Below are 19633 nucleotides of genomic sequence, written 5' to 3'. Positions count from 1 at the left end.
GGTTTTTAAATGGGATTTAAATCCTCAGTAGCTCTGAATGAATCCACCGAACTCCACTTGAGTTCATTCTATGTGGCATTACAATTAATAAACACAGGTATAGTATTGGAAACTTCTTGATTAAGTCCGGGATTTCATCACCGTTTGATTCAAAAGCTTCATTTTTTAAATCGCTCCATAAGTAAGTTGGCTTGATTAATTTTGAAACTTCGGTTCCTTCTTTACATCGCCATAAATAAAAATGCCATTTTTTATTATACTTAAAATATTTCAAAACCATTTTACTGTAATCATCCCAAAATGGTTTGGTATGCTGTTTCCAATTTAACCTAACGAAAATATGAAAGATGCCTTCAAGAGTATAAGAACTGCCCGAAAAATCTTCTTTAATCTTTTCATCTTCAAATCCGAATAATTTAGGTAAAACTGAATAATCATAATACGGATTAGGAAGATTATCTTTCTTTGATCTGATTTTGTTAAATTTAAGAATGCTTCTAATCAATCTATACAAAACTAAAAAATCAGGTCTTGGTGTTGCATCTAGCTTTCTATAGAACAAATAAAACGCAAATAACTGAGGAACATTGTATTCACCCCATAATCTTAATTTATTAGAATTCGTTAGACAAAATTCTTTAACAAATTCATCATGATGACTCGTTTCTTTTAAAATAATTTCCATGTCTGTTGAGGTTCCATCTAATCTTCTCCATAAACCATAAATACTCATTAAACCTAACAATAGTGTCAATCTCATTCGGTAAATAAAAACTTCTTCCAAACTATGAGAATATCTATCCACTCCGTCGGGATTTTCAATTAAGTCATTACATAAATTGGAAAGTGTATTAAATATGGATATCTTAATTAAATTTAATTCCCCACTAATATGCCTTAAATTAATTGAATATTTCTCACATAATGATAATGCATGACTCCAATATATTATCCAAGCTTCAAATTCAGCGAAGTAGTTTTTCTGATTTGAATAGTTCAATATAGCCGACGAGCAAATTAAAGCAGTTGACGATAAGGATCTTTTGAGATTTGCTATTGTTAATCTTGATTGTTCAAAAGGTAACGACGAGTATATAAGTTTGCAAAATTTCTCTTTATTGAGTAAATCGCTTCCATTACTTATGTAGATTTCCAAATAATTCTTAATGTTAGTTAAGTTATTTGGCCATAAATTCTCGCGAAGTTTTAAGAATTTATCAAGTAAAGCCCCCCTATTTATAACTTCGACTTTATTTTTCCCTTCTCTTTCTAAAACTACATTGAAGTTATTAATTTCTCTTTGAACATCTTCATCAAGATCACCATTAATTACAACAACAGGTATATGTGGCTGTCTTGTATTTAAGCCCGGATGGTCTATTGCGGTGTAAGCTAAGGGTATTAATTGATTCTGCAAATCCCTCCTATACTGACTAATTGTGAGTCTTCTTCCAGTAACATTTTTTAATTGGTATGCGTAAGGTATTCCATTTTGATTTACCGCAATAATATCTTTACCCATTTCCATTGAACTGTGCCTCGTCATATGCAAAACTTTATAACCTTCATCTATAAGGGTATAGCAAAATGGAATTTCGTAAGATCTTTCAATGGCATTATCCAACCAATTTTCTATGACTCTCTCTATCATGATATTCTATTCTCTTTTTTTCAATGATTTCATCATGTTTTTTTAACAATTCGGGTGTATCCTCAATAGTTTTTAAGATTTCTAAAATTTTTTGTCCTGTATTAGGGTCAGCCCAAAAACCGGGTTTAATAGGATTATCCTTCTCGTCAAAATCTATTTGAACTTTTTCAAGCATTTCAAATATATGCTCTGGGCCAAGAACATTTTTGTATTCTACAATATTGCCAACTTTTTCAACAGCCTTATTTATTATATTTCTAGCAAAATTTGCTTGCTCTGAACCTAATCTATAGCCTATATCAAAAACCTTTTCTTGGAATAATCCAACATTTTCATTAATTATTTCCTTCTTATCAACCGTAATTGTATCGGCAAACTCTCCTATTTCAATAATTTCAATTACTCCGTTTTCTCTCTCAATTGCTGATCTGTCTCCTTCATGGTGCAGTGTGATTTTTATTTCAGGCATTCCCTTTTCTCTAATATTATCAATATAGTCTATTACTCCATTGACTATTTTGGATCTTATATTTGACATTCCAATTAACATAAGTTTTTTCATCAAATATATATATTTCAGTATAATGATTAAATGAATAATAGTTTTAATTTTTTAATAAAAAGTATAGATACGTATCTAACCCTTTCTTCATTTAATCTATACCGGCATTATGAAAATCGGCGTTTAAAAATTTCCCGCTTCAAGCGATTCCGGCGAAGCCGGAACGAAGAAAAACTGTCTGAGCGAGGTCTTTTCGAGCGAGTTTTTTTCTTCGAGCGAAGAACACGGGGAATTTTAGACAATTTTCATTAAGCCGGCGCGTTTTGGTACTTTTGCGCGGTCAAAAGTACATACATTCTAAAAGAAAATAAAAAGTATAGATACGTATCTAACCTTTTCTCCATTTTAACTAACTTGACTACATCCTATCTTACATCAGTTATTATAATAACTAGTTCATTGACTTGAACCCGGAACCGCGCAGAAGCGGAAGATTCACACGCCCGCGGTAATGCGTTATCCCCTGCTGTGACGCCATAGCCAGCCATTGCTAATTTGTGGAGAGATACCCCTAAGCCCATGGTTATAAAGATTATGGATCACGACCCCTTACTGATGGAAGCATTGTATGAAGGGATAACGGGTATAAACGGGAGCAGACCTGTCTTTTTTCGTCCGCATGGTCAGGGAAGGCACGGAAACTTAACCGTTATGTCACTCGGCAGTACCAATGGGATCACACCTGCACCTCCACGTCGTATGTACACAGGTGGCGTAGGACCGTTGCGCCTGAATTCCCGTATGATGGCGTGTAATGGCGTGTTGCATGAAAGGTCCGATTTTTAATTCGGACCGCGCTTCATGACGTGCTTGCTTGGTTCACCGGAAAATCTATAGTGCATTGCCTAAAATCAGGCTAGCCTGTTTATATTTGTCATTCTGAGCAAAGCGAAGAATCTCATAAACTAAAAACGAGAAAAACAAAACACAAACCCGCTGCCACTACAAAATATTGCCAATAAAAAAGGCAGCCGAAGCTGCCCTTTAAACCCGATGTGACTCGATGAACTCTACTTCACCAGCACCATCTTTCTAGTCTGCGTGAAGCCGTCCGCCTCGATCGTGTAAAAATAGACTCCCGCGGAGAAATTCTGCGCCTGCCAGTCCACCTCGTACGTGCCCGGCGAGAGCGGTTTCTTCAGCAGTTCGCTGACCTTTTGCCCGAGAGCGTTATATACATTGAGCCTTACATAGCTCGACCTCGGCACAGCAAACCGTATTTTGGTCGAAGGATTGAACGGGTTCGGATAGTTCTGCGAAAGCTCGTACCCGTCCGGTATTTCCGACGATATGTTATTTATTCCTATCGATGTTGGGGTTACATACACCGCGTATATATTTCCGTTTGTGGTGCTGTTACCAAAGTTAGCGGTATCGGCGAGGATACCCCCATAGAAATAGCCGACGAGTGTCCTGCCCGTGAGCGATGCAAATTTTATTACCCAGTTGCTGTAGTTCGGAACCGTCGAGTCGGTTATCACGCGTGCTTCCGTGCCAAGCAGGTCCGGCATTCTTACGGGAAGTATGTTCTGGTTAGATGTACCGTCCGACAACCTGGTAATGTAAGTAATATCATGCACGAAAGGAACAGCCGAGTCCTGCACGACCTGGCTTATAACGGTGTCATAATAGTAATAGCTAAGTCCGCCGAAAAATACCGTGTACAGACTTCCGTTAGTGCTGTCGAACATCGTCAGCGTACCGCAGTCGTACTGCTGGAATAGTTGCGAAAAACTATTATCCACGGCGTACCCGGTATCATTCACGTAAACGGGGTCCAGCCACGGCAGTGTGGATTCGGTAAACACCGCGCCGTAATTCGCGAAGTAGGGCGAACCGTCCGGGTAGATCGCGTCCAGAAAATTAAGATCGCGCCGCCGGAGATTTGCCGTATCGGTGTATAAAGTAAAGTTGGTTATTCCTATAGCCGACCCGTTATCGGTGACCTGGAATTTGGAGTAAGTGTAATTGTAATACTGAACACTGTACGGGCTTAGATAGTCGCCGTAAAACCTCTGCCCGGCATATAGATAAAGATAACCATCCTTGTATTGCAGCTCACCGCCGGTATTTATAAGCCGTGAATCCTCTACCGTTCTTATGTGAGATGCAATAGACTGGTTATTGATAACAGCGTCGATGGTCTCCTGAATATCTATCACCGTCATACATCCGAATGTCGTGATCGAATCAGCCGTGCTGTCGAGCCCGTAACCGCCCGCGATATAGAGCTTATTCCCAACCTGCTCGTAATTTGCGTTTGTAGAGCTGAGCCGGTCCGCCAGGTCGAGCGATAGATCCTGGTAAACGCTCCTGGACCAGACCTGACCCGTTGCAACGTCATACACATACATCGTTCTATTCTGGAACCATGACGGAAAAGACGGTGACGTGGTAAAACTGTGAAGACCGTTAGTCCTGCCAGCAAGCAGGAGCCACTTCCCGTTCGATTTTGCATAACAGAATGACTGGAGCGTCGGCACATTCATCACAGGTACCTGTTCCAGTTCGATGGTAAAGGGATCAGTACCGGGAAAGGCATCTTTTACGAATAAAAAAGTAAGGGAAATGAAAAGAATAAATTTAAAAGCAGAGTTCATGGGGACCATATTTCCTCAGGGTTAATTAAAAAAACTTTTTCCGACTATGAAATACTTTGTGTGTAAGTCCTCCAGGATATACTCGATGAAATAGGTCCTCATCTTGTGATACTATTATAAAAATCAACAATTCCAGCAAGATATGCAATGAATTACCGAGTGAAAATAAAAAAGGCAGCCGAAGCTGCCCTTAATCTATAAACTCAAAGAAACTTATTTCACTACTACCATTTTCTTTGTTTCGCTGAACGATCCTGTTTCCAGACGGTAAAAGTAAACACCGCCGGCGATGTCGCCTGCATTCCACGTGACTTCGTAGCTTCCCGCGGAAAGTTCTTTGTTCACGAGCTCGGCAACTTTTTGTCCGAGTGAATTGTAAACCGCAAGCTTGACGAAATCCGGTTTCGTTATATCGAATGCGATATTGGTCGACGGGTTAAACGGGTTCGGATAGTTCTGTGAAAGTTTGTAACCCGATGGGACCTCGCCGGATATATTATGTATGTCAACCCATGACGGTCTAATATAAACTTTTAAGATCACATCACTGGCTGAAGTACTTCCCATAGAGCCTGTTCCGGGATTTGGATCGGTAGCTTTTATTCCTCCGAATATGTATCCTGCCAGGGTAAGTGAATTTAGCGATCTGAACTTGATCACGCCGTTATCATACGTAGGAAGGTTCGGATTCGGGATGAACTTTGCATTCGAGCCGAGAAATCCGGGCATACGTACCGGGTATCGCGTTTCGGAATAATTTCCGGCAACGTTCCTGGTCATAAGTGTAATATCTTTCGTAAACGGTACCAGTGTGTCCATCTCTATCGAGCTTCCAGCCGTATCATAATAGTATAAGCCCATTCCTCCGAAGATCATTGTGTACATGTCGTTCGTTGTACTGTCAAAAAGATTCATATTAGCAGTCGTGTACTGATTTAGCTGTTCCTCGAATGAATCGACAGTAGCCCCGGAATTATCGAGTTCGATCGGCGTTTGGAACGGACGGTTAATACCATATTTGAATACACCGCCGTAAACTATTAGATACTCGGAGCCATCGGGTTTGATAGCAGGAACAAGATTGTAATCCCTTCTATGAAAATTGACCGTATCGACGGTTTCCACATAATCGGCAATGCTCACGGTACTTCCGGCTACATTAACGTGGAATTTTTTGTAAGCATTCGTGTAAACCTGGTTATTATTTCCCTGTCCTGTATTGAAGTAAACGCCGTTGAAATTATGACCGCCAACAAGGTATACAAATCCGTTCATGTAAGCCATCTCGCCGCCGGTCACACGGACACGGCTGTCATTGAGCTGTTTTACATAGGGTGACATAGTGGTGCCGCTAACAACCGCATTGATCATACCGTCGACATCTATAACAGAAAGTTTTCCAAACGTAACAAGCTGTCCGCTATTACTGTCGAGTCCATAACCCCCGGTGACATAAAGATTATTTCCAACCTGCACATACTGCTGATTCGTCGAGCGAAGCGGGTCAGCTTGAGAAAAGCTCAGATCCAGCGCAAGCTCTCTCGACCACACCTGTCCCGAACCGGGATCTATTACATAAGCGTATTTATTTTGATATTGCGGCGGAAAAGCCGTCTGGGGCGTAAATCCATGCAGCCCGTTAGTCCTTCCGCCTATAATGAGCCACTTACCATTCGACTGCGCGAATACAAATGATTGTATATTCGGCGCAGAAGGTATCGTGACCGATTCAAAGATTAAAGCGTAGGGATTGCTCCCTGCAAATGAAACCCCCGAAGCAAGAACAATGAATAACAATACAGTGAATAATTTCCTTACCATAACCTGAATTTTATATATTTACTTTAATTAATAAAAATCTCTTTAGGCGGCCGGATCTATCCAATCGCCGTTATCTTTTATAAGACCAATGAGTTCGTCGAGTGCGTTTTCGGAATTAACGCCTCTTTTTACGACCTCTTTCCCCTTGTACAATGTTATTTTTCCCGGACCGCTGCCGACATACCCATAATCAGCATCTGCCATTTCACCTGGTCCGTTCACAATACATCCCATGATAGCTATCTTCACTCCCTTTAGATGGCTGGTCCTGCCGCGGATCATAGCGGTTGTCTCCTGCAGATCGAATAAAGTTCTCCCGCATGAGGGACATGAGATATATTCTGTCTTTGAGATGCGGGTGCGCGACGCCTGCAAGATACCGAATGCTATCCTGTTTACTATTCCCGGAGAAGCGGCGGATGACTCAAGCCAGATACCATCACCGAGCCCGTCGACAAACAAACCTCCCGCGTCGGTGGATGCGTAAAGCACAAACTCATCATCGCCTGTTTCATAAGAACGTTTTATAATTACCGGGGCATCTATAACTTTTTCATTAAGTTCGATAAATGCTCTTCTCATTTCGGGCATTGCATGCTCATTGTCGGAGCTCAAAATAAGAACAACATTACCGGTGGATCTCAATGCTTCGATCAGTGTGGTGTTGTAAACATCATCCGCATTTATGGAGACGAAATTTATTTTTTCGGAACGGGCTCCGATATCGAGGAATTGCCCCGATGTAAAGAGCGGGAACGAATCAGTTTTGTTTTCGAGTGAATTCCATTTATCAAAGTTGTATATCCTTTTTAAGGAGCCGGGCAGTTCAAACTTTATATCACGATCTCCCAGGTAAATATAATCGGGCGCCATATCCCCGATGTTCCATTTGTCGAGAGCCGGATCGTAATCGTATCCAATAGCGGAAAAATTTTCCGGGCTTTTCAAATCTTTATCCGGCGGGGTAAGTACCACAACCGGTACGTGCGTACCGCCGATATTATCAATTGCATTGGACTTCCTTCTTGTATAATTAAACGGGTCGAGATCGTAATTAACGACCGGCGGGATGTACTTATGGCCGGCGCGTTTTTCATACCTGTCGACGAGTTCACGGCAGACGGGAATCTCAAACTCCGGCTCCTCGGTAAGCGAAACGCGAACCGTATCCCCAATGCCGTCTTCCAGCAAAGTACCTATACCGAGCGCGGATTTAACCCTTCCGTCCTCGCCGTCACCTGCCTCGGTAACGCCAATGTGGACGGGATAATTCATACCTTCATCGAGCATTTTATTGAGCAGAAGGCGGTATGCCTGCACCATAACAATCGGGTTACTAGCTTTCATCGAGAGAACTATCTCATGATAATCATTATCCTCACAAATACGAACAAACTCCATCGCGGACTCCACCATGCCAAGCGGGGTATCACCGTAACGGCTCATTATCCTGTCGGAGAGCGAACCGTGGTTTGTCCCGATACGCATGGCTGTGCCGTACTCTTTACATATCTTTACGAGCGGTGTGAACTTTTCCCGGATGCGGTCGAGCTCCTGTTTGTAATGATCGTCAGTATAATTATATACCTGAAACTTCTTCTTATCGGCGTAATTGCCTGGATTGACTCGGACCTTTTCCACGATGCGCGCGGCTATCTCCGCGGCGTTAGGCGTAAAATGTATATCAGCGATGAGCGGTGTATCGTAACCGCGTTTGCGGAGTTCGTTTTTAATATTGAGAAGGTTTTCGGCTTCGTTTTTGCTGGGAGCGGTAATGCGGACATACTCACTTCCCGCCTCGATCATTCGTATGGACTGCTCGACGGTGGCAATAGTATCCATCGTATCGGTGGTGGTCATCGACTGCAGACGTATCGGGTTATTTCCGCCGAGAGGCACGTTTCCTATACGTACTTCACGTGTTTTAAAGCGGGAATAAGATGTAAGGTCGTTGCAGTATTTTTTGGAATTCGATATTGTTTCCAGTTCCATTAAAACCTATCTGAGCTTTTTACTTTCCTGAAATAAAACCTTCTTCTCCTCCTCGGTAAGGCTCTGGTATCCACCTTCGCTTAGCTTATCGAGTATAGCATCAATTTTCTCCTGCGCAGTTTTTTCATTGTCGTCGATCTCTTTTTTATAATCGTGCTCTTCTACTTCACCATAATCATCTTCTTTAATATGCACTTTCCTGGAAGTCGTACCCCCATTCTGCCAATTTCCGAACGTACTCTCCTTTTTTTTGCCGGACGAGGAAAACTGCGAAGAAAACCTTCCGGACCCTCTATTAACATCAGTAAAGAAATTTCCCCTGGACGTCTTTCTTGTAATTAAAAGATAAATAATACCAACTACCGCGCCGCCAAGGTGAGCAATGTGAGCAATACCCGTATCCGCCTGTCCTATCACCGATACAAGATCCATCACCATATACAAAATTATAAGATACTTTGCCTTTATCGGGATAAAGAAATAAAGATAGATCGGTCTATTGGGAAAGAGGAATGCGAACGCGGCGAGCACACCGTATATCGCACCGGAAGCACCGACAGTCGGGGCAACAGTCGTAAAAAGCGGGGCGATCAAAAGATTAGCAAGACCTGCTCCCACTCCACACATCATATAGTACCAGAAAAACTTTTTAGAACCCCATACAGTCTCAAGTTCAAATCCGAACATCCACAGCACGAACATATTGATAAAGATGTGCATAAAACCGGCATGCATGAACATATACGTTACTAACTGCCATGGTCTGAATAAGCCGGAGCTTATCGGCCATAGAGCAAAATTCTTCATGAACGCTTCACCGAGATTTACATTCCCAACGGAGAGGTTTGTAAAGAAGAAATTATCGAGAATAAAAATGGTAATGTTAGTAACAAGAAGGTACTTGATCACCTGCGGTAGGAGTCTGCCGCCGAAGCCTCTGCGTTTATACATTTTCGCGTAAGTTAAATTGTCATATTAACATAATCTATAAATCCAAACAAATCTCCCCTAAAACCTGTTCCATCCATAAAGGTGAGAATATTCGGACTTTAAATATATAAATTATATATAATAGAATATATACAGAAATCGGTTTAAAATCCACTAATTATCTCTAAATACGGTATTTATATGCTAATGTTCCGGTGAATCGGAATGGGCTAAAGCGAATAGCTATAGAGTTCTTTTTCCAGGTCGGTGATCTCACGAATCTGATAAAGGAACCAGCGGTCGATCTTTGTGGCTTCGTAGATCTGCTCTATATCTACTCCGAGGAGGAAGGCATACCGCAGATAGAAGATATTATCGTTGCGGGGAATCTTTAATTTACCGAGAACTTTTTCGATGAGATCCTTTTTTTCGTCTCCTTTTACTTCGAGCAGGTATTCGGAAGGGTAAACATCTTTTCCATCAGCGCCGAGGCCTCCCCTTCCCGTTTCGAGCGAGCGGATAGCTTTTTGGAATGCTTCTTTAAAGTTACGTCCGAAAGACATAGCCTCGCCTACAGATTTCATCTGCACGCCAAGCACGTCGCTATCGGGGCTTGTCGATTGGAACTTATCGAAATCCCACCGGGGAATTTTTACGACGACGTAATCTATCACGGGTTCGAAGCAGGACGGCGTGGTCTTTGTGATGTCATTGGGAATTTCATCGAGCGTGTAGCCGACTGCAAGTTTAGCGGCGATGCGCGCAATAGGAAACCCGGTTGCCTTAGACGCGAGAGCGGAGCTTCGAGAAACACGGGGATTCATCTCGATGATAATGATGCGTCCCGTCTCCGGGTGAACTGCAAATTGTATATTTGAGCCGCCCGTCTCCACGCCGATCTCGGAAATAATTTTTTTAGCGGCGTCGCGGAGCTTTTGATATTGCTTATCGCTGAGCGTCTGCGCAGGAGCGACGGTAATGGAATCTCCCGTATGCACGCCCATAGGGTCGAAGTTTTCGATAGCGCAGATAACAACGAAGTCATCATTCTTATCGCGCATTACCTCTAGCTCGAACTCTTTCCAACCGATGAGTGATTCCTCGATAAGAACCTGTGTTACAGGTGATGCATTAAGCCCGCGGTTTACGAAATTCTCAAACTCTTCTATATTGTAAGCTGTACCGCCGCCTGTACCGCCCAGAGTGAACGACGGGCGAATGATAACGGGGAAACCGATCTCTTCGACAAACTTTTCCGCCTCCTCGAATGAATGAACGAACTTTCCTTTGGCGACCTCGAGCCCGATCTTTATCATGGCGTTATTAAACTCTTCGCGTGATTCGGCTTTTCGGATGGCGGGTATCTTCGCGCCGATGAGTTCGACACCGTATTTATCCAGAATGCCTTTTTCGTGCAGGTCCATCGCGGCATTGAGCGCAGTCTGTCCGCCCATTGTGGGCAGTATGGCATCGGGTTTTTCTTTCTGGATTATCTTTTCTATGAAGTAAGGTGTAATGGGTTCGATGTATGTCGCGTCGGCAAGTTCAGGATCGGTCATTATGGTCGCGGGATTTGAATTGATGAGCACTACGCGGTAGCCTTCTTCTTTAAGGGCTTTTACTGCCTGAGTACCGGAATAATCGAATTCGCAAGCCTGACCTATAACAATGGGTCCGCTTCCTATAATGAGAATGGATTTAATATCGGTTCTTTTGGGCATAAATCTAACGGATTTAGACAATTTAATGGAAATAATCGTGATGTTCTATGGAAAAAGAAGGGAAAATTAGTAAGTGAGGCTGATTATGTTCTGTTTTTTTCTTTTCCTCATATGCTCGGGGATAGCGGAGACTATCTCGCCGGACAGGGCTTTTAGCAGACGTGTTTTGGCGAAGCTGCGGTGAGTGACCATACTGATCTCACGGACGGGCGCCGGCGCTCGGAAATGACGGACACGCTGGAGCTGTTTTTTGGTAAGGTCATTGAGCGCGAGTTCGGGAAGTATGGTTATTCCTTCGTTGAGCTCAACCATTTTCATAAGCGTCTCGATACTTCCCGCCTGGTACTCTATGTTCTTAATTCCGCCGGATTGTTTACGGAGCTCGCATAGGTTAAGTATTTGAGAGCGAAGACAGTGTCCCTCTTCGAGGAGCCACAGGTGATCGAGGTTCAGGTCTTCGGCAAGGAGGTATTGTTTTTTGTAAGCGGTCTCAGATTTAGAGGTGTACACGACGAACTGTTCATAAAAGAGCGGGTACTCCTGCAGTGATGAATCATTGAGCGGGGTAGCGAGCACCGCAGCGTCGATGAGATTTTTTTTGAGCTTTTCTATTATGACGTCGGTGGTAAACTCGTTAACGACGATCTTTACCGCGGGATATTTCTTTACGAACTTCTGCAAGAAAAGCGGGAGCAGATACGGAGCTAGAGTAGGTATGATGCCGAGCTTAATCTCTCCTTCCAGGATGTTCTTTCCTTCGCTGATGATCTCTTCCAATCTGCCCGTCTCCGCGAGGATAATGCGCGCCTGGTCGACGATCTGCCTGCCGATATCAGTAACGATCACGGGCTTTTTAGTGCGGTCGAATATTTTAACGCCGAACTCCTTTTCCAGGCTGAGTATCTGCATGCTGAGTGTAGGCTGTGTAACGAAGCATTTTTCGGCGGCAAGCTTAAAGTTTTTGTATGTATCTACCGCGATAATGTAAGATAGTTGCTGAATGGTCATAATTATAGATAATATCTATCGTTTTATAAATATAATCAATTTGAATTATAATATGAATGCCTGTATTTTAGTATAAAGGAAACAAATCAAATTAAGACTATGTCAGAGAAAAAAAGAAAACTAACGACGGCATCGGGAAAGCCATATACAGAAAACGAGAACTCGATGACGGCGGGTCCAAGGGGACCGATATTACTGCAGGATTTCATACTTCATGAGAAGATGGCACATTTTAACAGGGAGAGAATCCCTGAGAGAGTGGTTCACGCGAAGGGAACGGGGGCATACGGCACTTTTACTGTAACAAACGACATTTCAAAATATACCAGGGCGAAGATCTTTAACAAGATCGGGAAGGAAACGAAGCTCGCGATACGCTTCTCGACTGTTGGTGGTGAAAAAGGAAGCGCGGATTCGGCAAGAGACCCACGCGGTTTCGCGATAAAGTTTTATACAGAGGACGGAAACTGGGACCTGGTAGGCAACAACACACCGATTTTCTTCATAAAAGATCCAAAGAAGTTCGGAGATTTCATTCACACCCAGAAGCGCGATCCAAAGACGAATTTAAAGAGCCCGACGATGATGTGGGATTTCTGGTCATTAAACCCGGAGAGCCTGCACCAGGTATTGATACTTATGAGCGACAGAGGTACTCCTTTTAGCTACAGGCACATGGATGGATTTAGCAGTCACACCCTGTCGATGATAAATGACAAGGATGAGAGGGTGTGGGTGAAATTCCACTTCAAGACAGAGCAGGGAATAAAGAACTTCACCGACAGCGAGGCATCTGAGATGGCAGGTAAAAATCCCGACCATGCACAGGAAGACCTGGTAGAAGCAATCGAGAATGGTGATTTTCCAAAGTGGAAGATGTATATACAGGTAATGACCGAAGAGCAGGCAAAGAATTTCGAATTCAACCCGTTCGATCTAACCAAGGTATGGTATCACGATGAATACCCGCTGATAGAAGTTGGGGTGATGGAGCTGAACGCGTTACCGAAGAATTACTTTGCAGAGGTAGAGCAGGCAGCATTTGCACCGGCACACGTGGTAGACGGTATCAGCTATTCCCCGGACAAGATGTTACAGGGAAGGCTATTGTCTTACCCGGACGCTCACAGGTACAGATTAGGAGTGAACTATGAACAGATCCCGGTTAACAAATGTCCATACATGGTGGCAAATTATCAGAGGGACGGACATATGAGAGTGGACGGTAACGGCAATGACAACCCGAACTACTTCCCAAACAGTTTCGATGACATCTACGTGGATGAAAGCTACAAAGAGCCGGGAATGAAGCTGGACGGCGATTACGCAGACTGGTACGACAGGAATTCACCGGGTGAAGACGATCATTATACGCAAGCCGGGCTGTTATTTACCAAAGCGATGGATGACGAGCAAAGAGCTCACCTTATCTCAAACATTGTCGGACATATGAGCGGAATAAAGGGACCGAAGAAAGACGAAATCATAATGAGACAGCTATGTCATTTCTTCAGAGCTAACGAAGAAATGGGGAAAGGAATTGCAGAAGGACTAGGTGTGAACATGGCAAACATGAACATGGAACCGGCTCATTCATAAACGAAAAAGTATAGATCATGGAACAAGAAGAAGTAAAAGAAAAACAGGAAAAACAGACACCCGACGACGCAGAACTTTGCAAGTCGATGTATGAGAAGCTGGTAGCAATGGATGAACGGTTAAAGAAGATAGAGGAAAAACTTAACAAGCCGCTAATAGGTTAATTTATATTTATTTGTTTCCCCAAACGCAAGAAAACCGGAATGTTTGTAAGAATTCCGGTTTTTATTTATGGTATAATAAATAGACATAAAGAGGAATTTTTATTAAATTGAAACTGAGGGCAAATTAAATTAAAACCATGAAAAAACTCATCTACTAGTATTAATATTGACATGGGGGGGAATAAATGTATATTCACAGGACGGAATTCCTGTAAGGAGAGTATTTTTTGAAGCGCTGACAAACGCATCATGCGGACCGTGCGCAGCGAATGACCCGGCACTTCAGAGCTACATCACATCAAAGGGAGACAGTATAGTTGCGTTGAAGTATCACGCAAGTTTTCCGGGATTCGACCCGATGTACAGCGCAAATCCAACACAAAATTCAGCACGCTATTCAACATACTACGGAATGAATGCGACACCATGGCTGGACGTAGATGGAAAGACACACCACGACGTATGGCCGTTCTCGATGGCTAACCTCGACAATGCATATTATGACAGGATCGCGGTTGCACCGAAGGTACAGATATTCGTAACGGATACCCGAATCGCCGGCGATACAATACAGGCTGACATAACGGTAAGCGTTTTGGAAAACCTGGCGGCAGGCGACTACAAGCTAAGGGCTTACGCTGTCGAGGGTGTAATAGATTACGGAACACCTCCCGGAAACAACGGAGTAAGCTTATTCAAGTATGTATTCAGGAAGGCATACCCGGACGTAGGCGGAACAACAATTCCGACGACAGTGGGCAATTATAACTTCACTATAAAATACCTGAGGGAGTCAGCTTGGGTCGACGCGAACGTTTATACGATAGCATTCGTACAGAATGACGGCGCTACAAACAGAGAAGTATTAAACGTTACTAAAGCGGGAGACAATCCTACATCGATCGATCCGATAAGCAATAACACAACTCCGGATAAATTCACTCTGCATCAGAACTATCCAAATCCATTCAATCCATCGACGAGCATAATGTTTGACATACCTAAATCGTCAAAGGTAAAGCTATCGGTTTACAACACACTGGGTAAAGAAGTGGCAGTGCTGGTAAACGAGGAGCTTGGTGCCGGACAGTATAATCTTGCATGGAACGGAGCAGGACAATCAAGCGGTGTTTATTATTACAGGCTCGAGACGGAAGGATTTACAGAAGTCAGAAAGATGATGCTGATAAAATAGTTCATAAAGTTATGGATTCCCGCTTTTCGCGGGAATGACACACTCCAGGGCGGCGATTGCTGCCCTTTTTTATTCCTTGCCATTATCGGTATTAAACATTAAAATATTAATGCACTACCAGATAAAACACAACAAACTCAAAAAAGTAAAAGCCATGAGAAATATAACAAATTTTGTACTTTTACTTACAGCAGGACTTCTTTTGTATTCCTGTTCAAATGATCCCTTGACAAATACAACACAAAGTACAGATGGATACCGCCAGGTTTATTATAAAAGCGGTATACAGGACAGCATAACATGCGCTACGATGATCATTGATTATCTGGACCTTGGAAACATGGATTTAACAAACTCCGATTCAGTGAGGATATCATTTGATTACATTGCACATAATACTACAAATTACAGAATCTATGCTTATTACGAAGAAAATCTTATAACACCAGTATACTTTTTTGATCTGAATGTAACCGGGAGTCAAAATTCCTATAAACACATAGAATATACAACAGCATCACCATCAATAAGTGTATTTTTTAAATATTATATGAGATCATCCGGCGACAATTGTTATTTTAATACAAAGAATTTTAAAATAGAAAAGAAATAACCCAAGGTTTTTAGAATTAGTATACTTATGGGGCGGCGAATTGCTGCCCTTTTTTATTCCTTAAAATCGACCGGGAAAATCCCTATTTTCCAGTAATTCCATGAAATAAATCAATTGTAATGTATAAACAATTCCAACCACAGCTAGAGAATGAGCTAAAATCCATCGAAGAAGCAGGATTATTTAAAAAAGAAAGAATAATAGAGACGCCGCAGGGAGCAGAGATAACCGTAAACGGAAAGTCCGTGTTGAACTTTTGCGCAAACAATTACCTCGGACTTTCATCGCATCCAAAGGTAATAGAAGCGGCGCATAAGACACTCGATCAGTGGGGATATGGTATGTCCTCAGTAAGATTTATATGCGGTACGCAAACGATACATAAAGAGCTTGAAGCAAAGATAGCAGAGTTTTTGGGAATGGAGGACACGATACTGTACGCGGCATGTTTCGACGCAAATGGCGGGGTGTTCGAGCCATTACTTAGTGACCAGGACGCGATAATATCGGATGAGCTGAATCACGCGAGCATTATAGATGGGGTAAGGCTTTGTAAGTCGATGAGATTCAGATATAAGAATAATAACATGGAAGACCTCGAACGATGTCTGAAGGAAGCACAGGAAAAAGGAGCAAAGAATATTCTTATATGTACGGACGGCGCTTTTTCAATGGACGGGCATATAGCTAACCTGGAAGGAATATGCGACCTCGCGGATAAGTATGGGGCGCTTGTACTGTCGGATGAGTCTCACTGCACGGGATTTCTCGGGAAGACCGGACGCGGCGCAATAGAGCATTGCGGTGTAATGGGCAGAGTAGATATTGTTACGGGAACACTCGGAAAGGCATTAGGCGGTGCGATGGGAGGATTTACGACAGGTAAAAAAGAAATAATAGAAATGCTGAGACAGAGAAGCAGACCGTATTTGTTTTCCAACTCACTTTCCCCGGTGATAGTAGGCGCCTCGATAGCGGTGTTCGATATGCTTAGTGAGACGACCGAGCTGAGGGATAAGCTGGAAGAGAACACGACGTATTTTAGGGAAAAGATCACAGAGGCGGGATTTGACATAAAGCCGGGAGTTCACCCGATAGTTCCCATAATGCTTTATGACGCGAAGCTGTCGCAGGAAATGGCAGCAAGATTATTGGATGAGGGTATATATGTGATAGGATTCTTTTACCCGGTAGTACCAAAAGACCAGGCAAGAATAAGGGTGCAATTATCGGCAGGACATACAAAGGAGCAGATAGACAAGGCGATAGAAGCATTTGCAAAAGTAGGACGTGAACTAGGCGTAATTTAACCTCACCCCTAGCCCCTCTCCTTAGTAAGGAGAGGGGAACTCAGAATTATTAAATTTAAAGAATTGTTAATATATTGTGAGGCACGAAACAAAACTATATAACCCTGATCATCTATAGATACATACTTAAAGCTCATGTAGGACCGTTTATACTGGCGCTGTCGGTGCTGATGTTTCTTTTTCTATTCCAATTTCTCATAAAATCCATAGACAGGCTTGTAGGCAAAGGTTTAAGCATCTGGGTAATAACAAAGCTCATTTCACTGAATCTTGCATGGATACTCACGTTAGCCGTTCCAATGGCTGTGCTGGTCGCCACGTTGATGGCGTTTGGCGCTCTTTCATCCAATAACGAAATAACGATAATGAAGGCAAGCGGTGTGAGCCTTCCAAAACTGATGCTCCCCGTATTACTGGTGTCCGGGGTATTATGTTACGTGATGATATGGTTTAATAATGATATACTACCGGAGGCAAACCACCAAGCGAGAGTACTATTCGGGGATATATCGCGGACGAAGCCGACGCTCATATTGGAGGGAGGAAAGTTCAGTGAAGACATTGGGGGAGCGAAGATACTTGTGCAGAAGACATTTCCTAACAGCAATAAGCTGGAGGGAATTTACATTTACGACTACTCCACACCGCCGATAAAGAACCTCTTTATTGCGGAGAAGGGGGACATAGGATTTTCGAGCGATTTTAAGAACATTATAATGAACCTCGAGAAGGGAGAAATACACCAGCTGAACGCGGACAACCCTTCACAAAAATACAGGAAGATAGAATTTGACAAGCACAGGATAGTTCTCAGCGCAGAGAATTTCGGATTTCAATCAACGGATGAGAATTTGCTGACGAGGGGCGACAGGGAGTTGTCAGCCGATTCCATGTCGAGCATTGTGAAGAACTTCATAGACAGCAAACAGCTCGCAATGGATAATTACTTTACAACGCTCGATCAGGACGTAAGGAATTTCGTAACGCTGGATTTTAAAGATACAACTTTTGAGAGACCGCCTCCCGTGCCGGACTCGGTAGCAGCAAAATTAGAAAGCGATCAACAAAGCATTGGTAAAGCTCCGGGGTTAACAACAAACAGACTCAGCGCTTACGACAGCCTCAAGACCATACATGACAGGCTCCTTAACAGAATGCAGGCATACGAATCGGTAAAGAAAGCGCAGATGTCATTACAACAACAGGCTGATTCATATTCGGTAGAGATATATAAAAAGTTCTCTATACCCTTCGCGTGTATAATATTCGCGATGATCGGCGCGCCTCTGGGTTACAAGGTAAAGAAAGGAAGTTTTGGGATAGCGGCGGGGCTATCGCTTTTATTCTTTTTGATATACTGGGCATCTCTCATCGGGGGTGAAAAACTCGCCGATAGGGGCGTTATCACCCCATTTATCGGGATGTGGCTGGCAAATATTGTGCTTGGGATATTCGGATTGTATTTAATGTTTAAATCATCCTGATTATATTGAGATAAGTTTATGTCAAGCCCCGAACAATATGGTGTTACCCAACCCCGTCAGGTTCGGAAGAAAGCAGCGGCAAGTAATTGCTATATGTGATTCGGGTGTCTTGGCATTAAATAACTGTCTTATCAACTCTCTCCGTTTTTGAATTCTCCATTATTTCACGTCTATTTTGTGTATATTAATGCTTATTGGAACGATAGGATAACAATTTCTTAACAATTTGGTAACAATGTTTGGATAAATTATGAGTAAAAAAAGAGAGATGAAAATTAATGTTCTGGTAGTTGACGATGAAAAAGACATTGTCGATCTTATTAAGTACAACCTGGATAAGGAAAACGAATTTGATGTAATAACAGCTTACGACGGAAGAGATGCACTGGAAAAAGCGGCTGAGAAAAAACCCGATGTGATATTGCTGGATATAATGATGCCGGAAGTAAACGGCTTCGACGTTTGTAAAAAGCTAAAAGCAGAGAAAGAAACTTCATCTATACCGGTAATATTTTTAACCGCTAAAGGTAATGAGATCGATGAGATAATAGGGCTGGAGCTTGGCGCAGACGATTACATACAAAAGCCTGTTTCACCGAGGAAAGTGATCGCAAGAATTAAGTCCGTTATAAGGAGGTCATCCTCAGAAAACGGCGCCGTGTTTAAGAAGGATGAGGTGCTTAAATTCAAAGGGCTGGAAGTGGACAGCATAACTCACAAGGTAAAGATAAACGGTAAGGAAGTATTTCTGCCGAAGAAGGAATTCCAGCTGTTACAATTTTTACTTTCGCATAAAGGCAGAGTTTTTTCACGAGAGATACTGCTGAATCAGATATGGGGCGAGAATGTATTTGTGATCGACAGGACGATAGACGTGCACGTCGCGAAGGTGAGAGAAAAACTGGGTGAGTATTCCGATTACATCGAAACCATAAAAGGGCTCGGATACAGGTTTAAGGACGAGTAACGAGCGAGTATAATTT

16 protein-coding genes and 1 other RNA gene are annotated in these 19633 nt (G+C 42.7%); 9 read left to right on the top strand and 8 right to left on the bottom strand.

What is annotated here, in order from left to right; all coding sequences use genetic code 11:
* Positions 1–16: 16 nt before the first annotated feature.
* Positions 17–1651, bottom strand: coding sequence for a hypothetical protein (locus H6614_09620; protein MCB9243921.1), 1635 nt, complete (start codon positions 1649–1651; stop codon positions 17–19).
* Positions 1617–2213 (bottom strand): hypothetical protein, encoded by a 597-nt coding sequence (locus H6614_09615; protein ID MCB9243920.1) that lies wholly within the window; start codon positions 2211–2213, stop codon positions 1617–1619. Before H6614_09615 ends, H6614_09620 begins: the two co-directional genes overlap by 35 nt.
* Before the next feature lie 534 nt (positions 2214–2747).
* Between H6614_09615 and H6614_09610 the strand changes: the two genes are divergently transcribed.
* Positions 2748–2999: a hypothetical protein gene (locus tag H6614_09610; protein ID MCB9243919.1), complete on the top strand. Its 252-nt coding sequence runs from the start codon at positions 2748–2750 to the stop codon at positions 2997–2999.
* Positions 3000–3223: 224 nt separating this feature from the next.
* Here the strand turns inward: H6614_09610 and H6614_09605 are convergent, their stop codons facing one another.
* The 6 genes from H6614_09605 to H6614_09580 all read right to left on the bottom strand — a co-directional run bounded on the left by H6614_09605 (position 3224) and on the right by H6614_09580 (position 12285).
* Positions 3224–4813 (bottom strand): T9SS type A sorting domain-containing protein, encoded by a 1590-nt coding sequence (locus H6614_09605; GenBank protein ID MCB9243918.1) that lies wholly within the window; start codon positions 4811–4813, stop codon positions 3224–3226.
* Between the two features lie 213 nt (positions 4814–5026).
* A complete protein-coding gene (locus H6614_09600; protein MCB9243917.1) occupies positions 5027–6634 on the bottom strand; it encodes a T9SS type A sorting domain-containing protein in 1608 nt (535 codons plus the stop codon).
* Between the two features lie 42 nt (positions 6635–6676).
* A complete protein-coding gene (ispG, locus tag H6614_09595; GenBank protein MCB9243916.1) occupies positions 6677–8626 on the bottom strand; it encodes a (E)-4-hydroxy-3-methylbut-2-enyl-diphosphate synthase in 1950 nt (649 codons plus the stop codon).
* Between the two features lie 6 nt (positions 8627–8632).
* Positions 8633–9577, bottom strand: coding sequence for a rhomboid family intramembrane serine protease (locus H6614_09590; protein MCB9243915.1), 945 nt, complete (start codon positions 9575–9577; stop codon positions 8633–8635).
* Between the two features lie 209 nt (positions 9578–9786).
* Positions 9787–11277, bottom strand: a complete 1491-nt coding sequence (gene carB / locus H6614_09585) for a carbamoyl-phosphate synthase large subunit (GenBank protein ID MCB9243914.1) — start codon at positions 11275–11277, stop codon at positions 9787–9789.
* A gap of 66 nt (positions 11278–11343) precedes the next feature.
* Entirely contained in the window at positions 11344–12285 is a 942-nt protein-coding gene (locus H6614_09580) for a hydrogen peroxide-inducible genes activator (GenBank protein ID MCB9243913.1), read from the bottom strand.
* Positions 12286–12384: 99 nt separating this feature from the next.
* Between H6614_09580 and H6614_09575 the strand changes: the two genes are divergently transcribed.
* From H6614_09575 to H6614_09540, 8 genes are all read left to right on the top strand, one after another.
* Positions 12385–13884 carry a catalase gene (locus tag H6614_09575; protein MCB9243912.1) on the top strand — a complete coding sequence of 500 codons (1500 nt, stop codon included), beginning with the start codon at positions 12385–12387 and terminating at the stop codon, positions 13882–13884.
* A 17-nt stretch (positions 13885–13901) separates the two neighbouring features.
* The gene (locus tag H6614_09570; GenBank protein ID MCB9243911.1) at positions 13902–14048 is read left to right on the top strand and encodes a hypothetical protein; all 147 of its coding nucleotides are present in this window, start codon (positions 13902–13904) and stop codon (positions 14046–14048) included.
* Positions 14049–14214: 166 nt separating this feature from the next.
* The gene (locus H6614_09565) at positions 14215–15243 is read left to right on the top strand and encodes a T9SS type A sorting domain-containing protein (GenBank protein MCB9243910.1); all 1029 of its coding nucleotides are present in this window, start codon (positions 14215–14217) and stop codon (positions 15241–15243) included.
* Positions 15244–15277: 34 nt separating this feature from the next.
* Entirely contained in the window at positions 15278–15856 is a 579-nt protein-coding gene (locus H6614_09560; GenBank protein ID MCB9243909.1) for a hypothetical protein, read from the top strand.
* A gap of 119 nt (positions 15857–15975) precedes the next feature.
* Positions 15976–17166 (top strand): glycine C-acetyltransferase, encoded by a 1191-nt coding sequence (kbl, locus tag H6614_09555; GenBank protein ID MCB9243908.1) that lies wholly within the window; start codon positions 15976–15978, stop codon positions 17164–17166.
* 98 nt (positions 17167–17264) lie between these two features.
* Complete coding sequence (locus tag H6614_09550) at positions 17265–18650, top strand: LptF/LptG family permease (GenBank protein MCB9243907.1); 1386 nt, start codon at positions 17265–17267, stop codon at positions 18648–18650.
* A gap of 19 nt (positions 18651–18669) precedes the next feature.
* An RNA gene (gene ffs / locus H6614_09545) (signal recognition particle sRNA small type) lies at positions 18670–18768 on the top strand.
* Between the two features lie 150 nt (positions 18769–18918).
* Positions 18919–19617, top strand: a complete 699-nt coding sequence (locus H6614_09540; protein MCB9243906.1) for a response regulator — start codon at positions 18919–18921, stop codon at positions 19615–19617.
* The last annotated feature ends 16 nt before the right edge of the window (positions 19618–19633 follow it).

Source organism: Ignavibacteriales bacterium, assembly GCA_020635255.1.
Lineage (GTDB): Bacteria > Bacteroidota > Ignavibacteria > Tepidaquicellales > Tepidaquicellaceae > JAEYVS01.
This window is presented reverse-complemented; position numbering and strand designations above follow the sequence as displayed.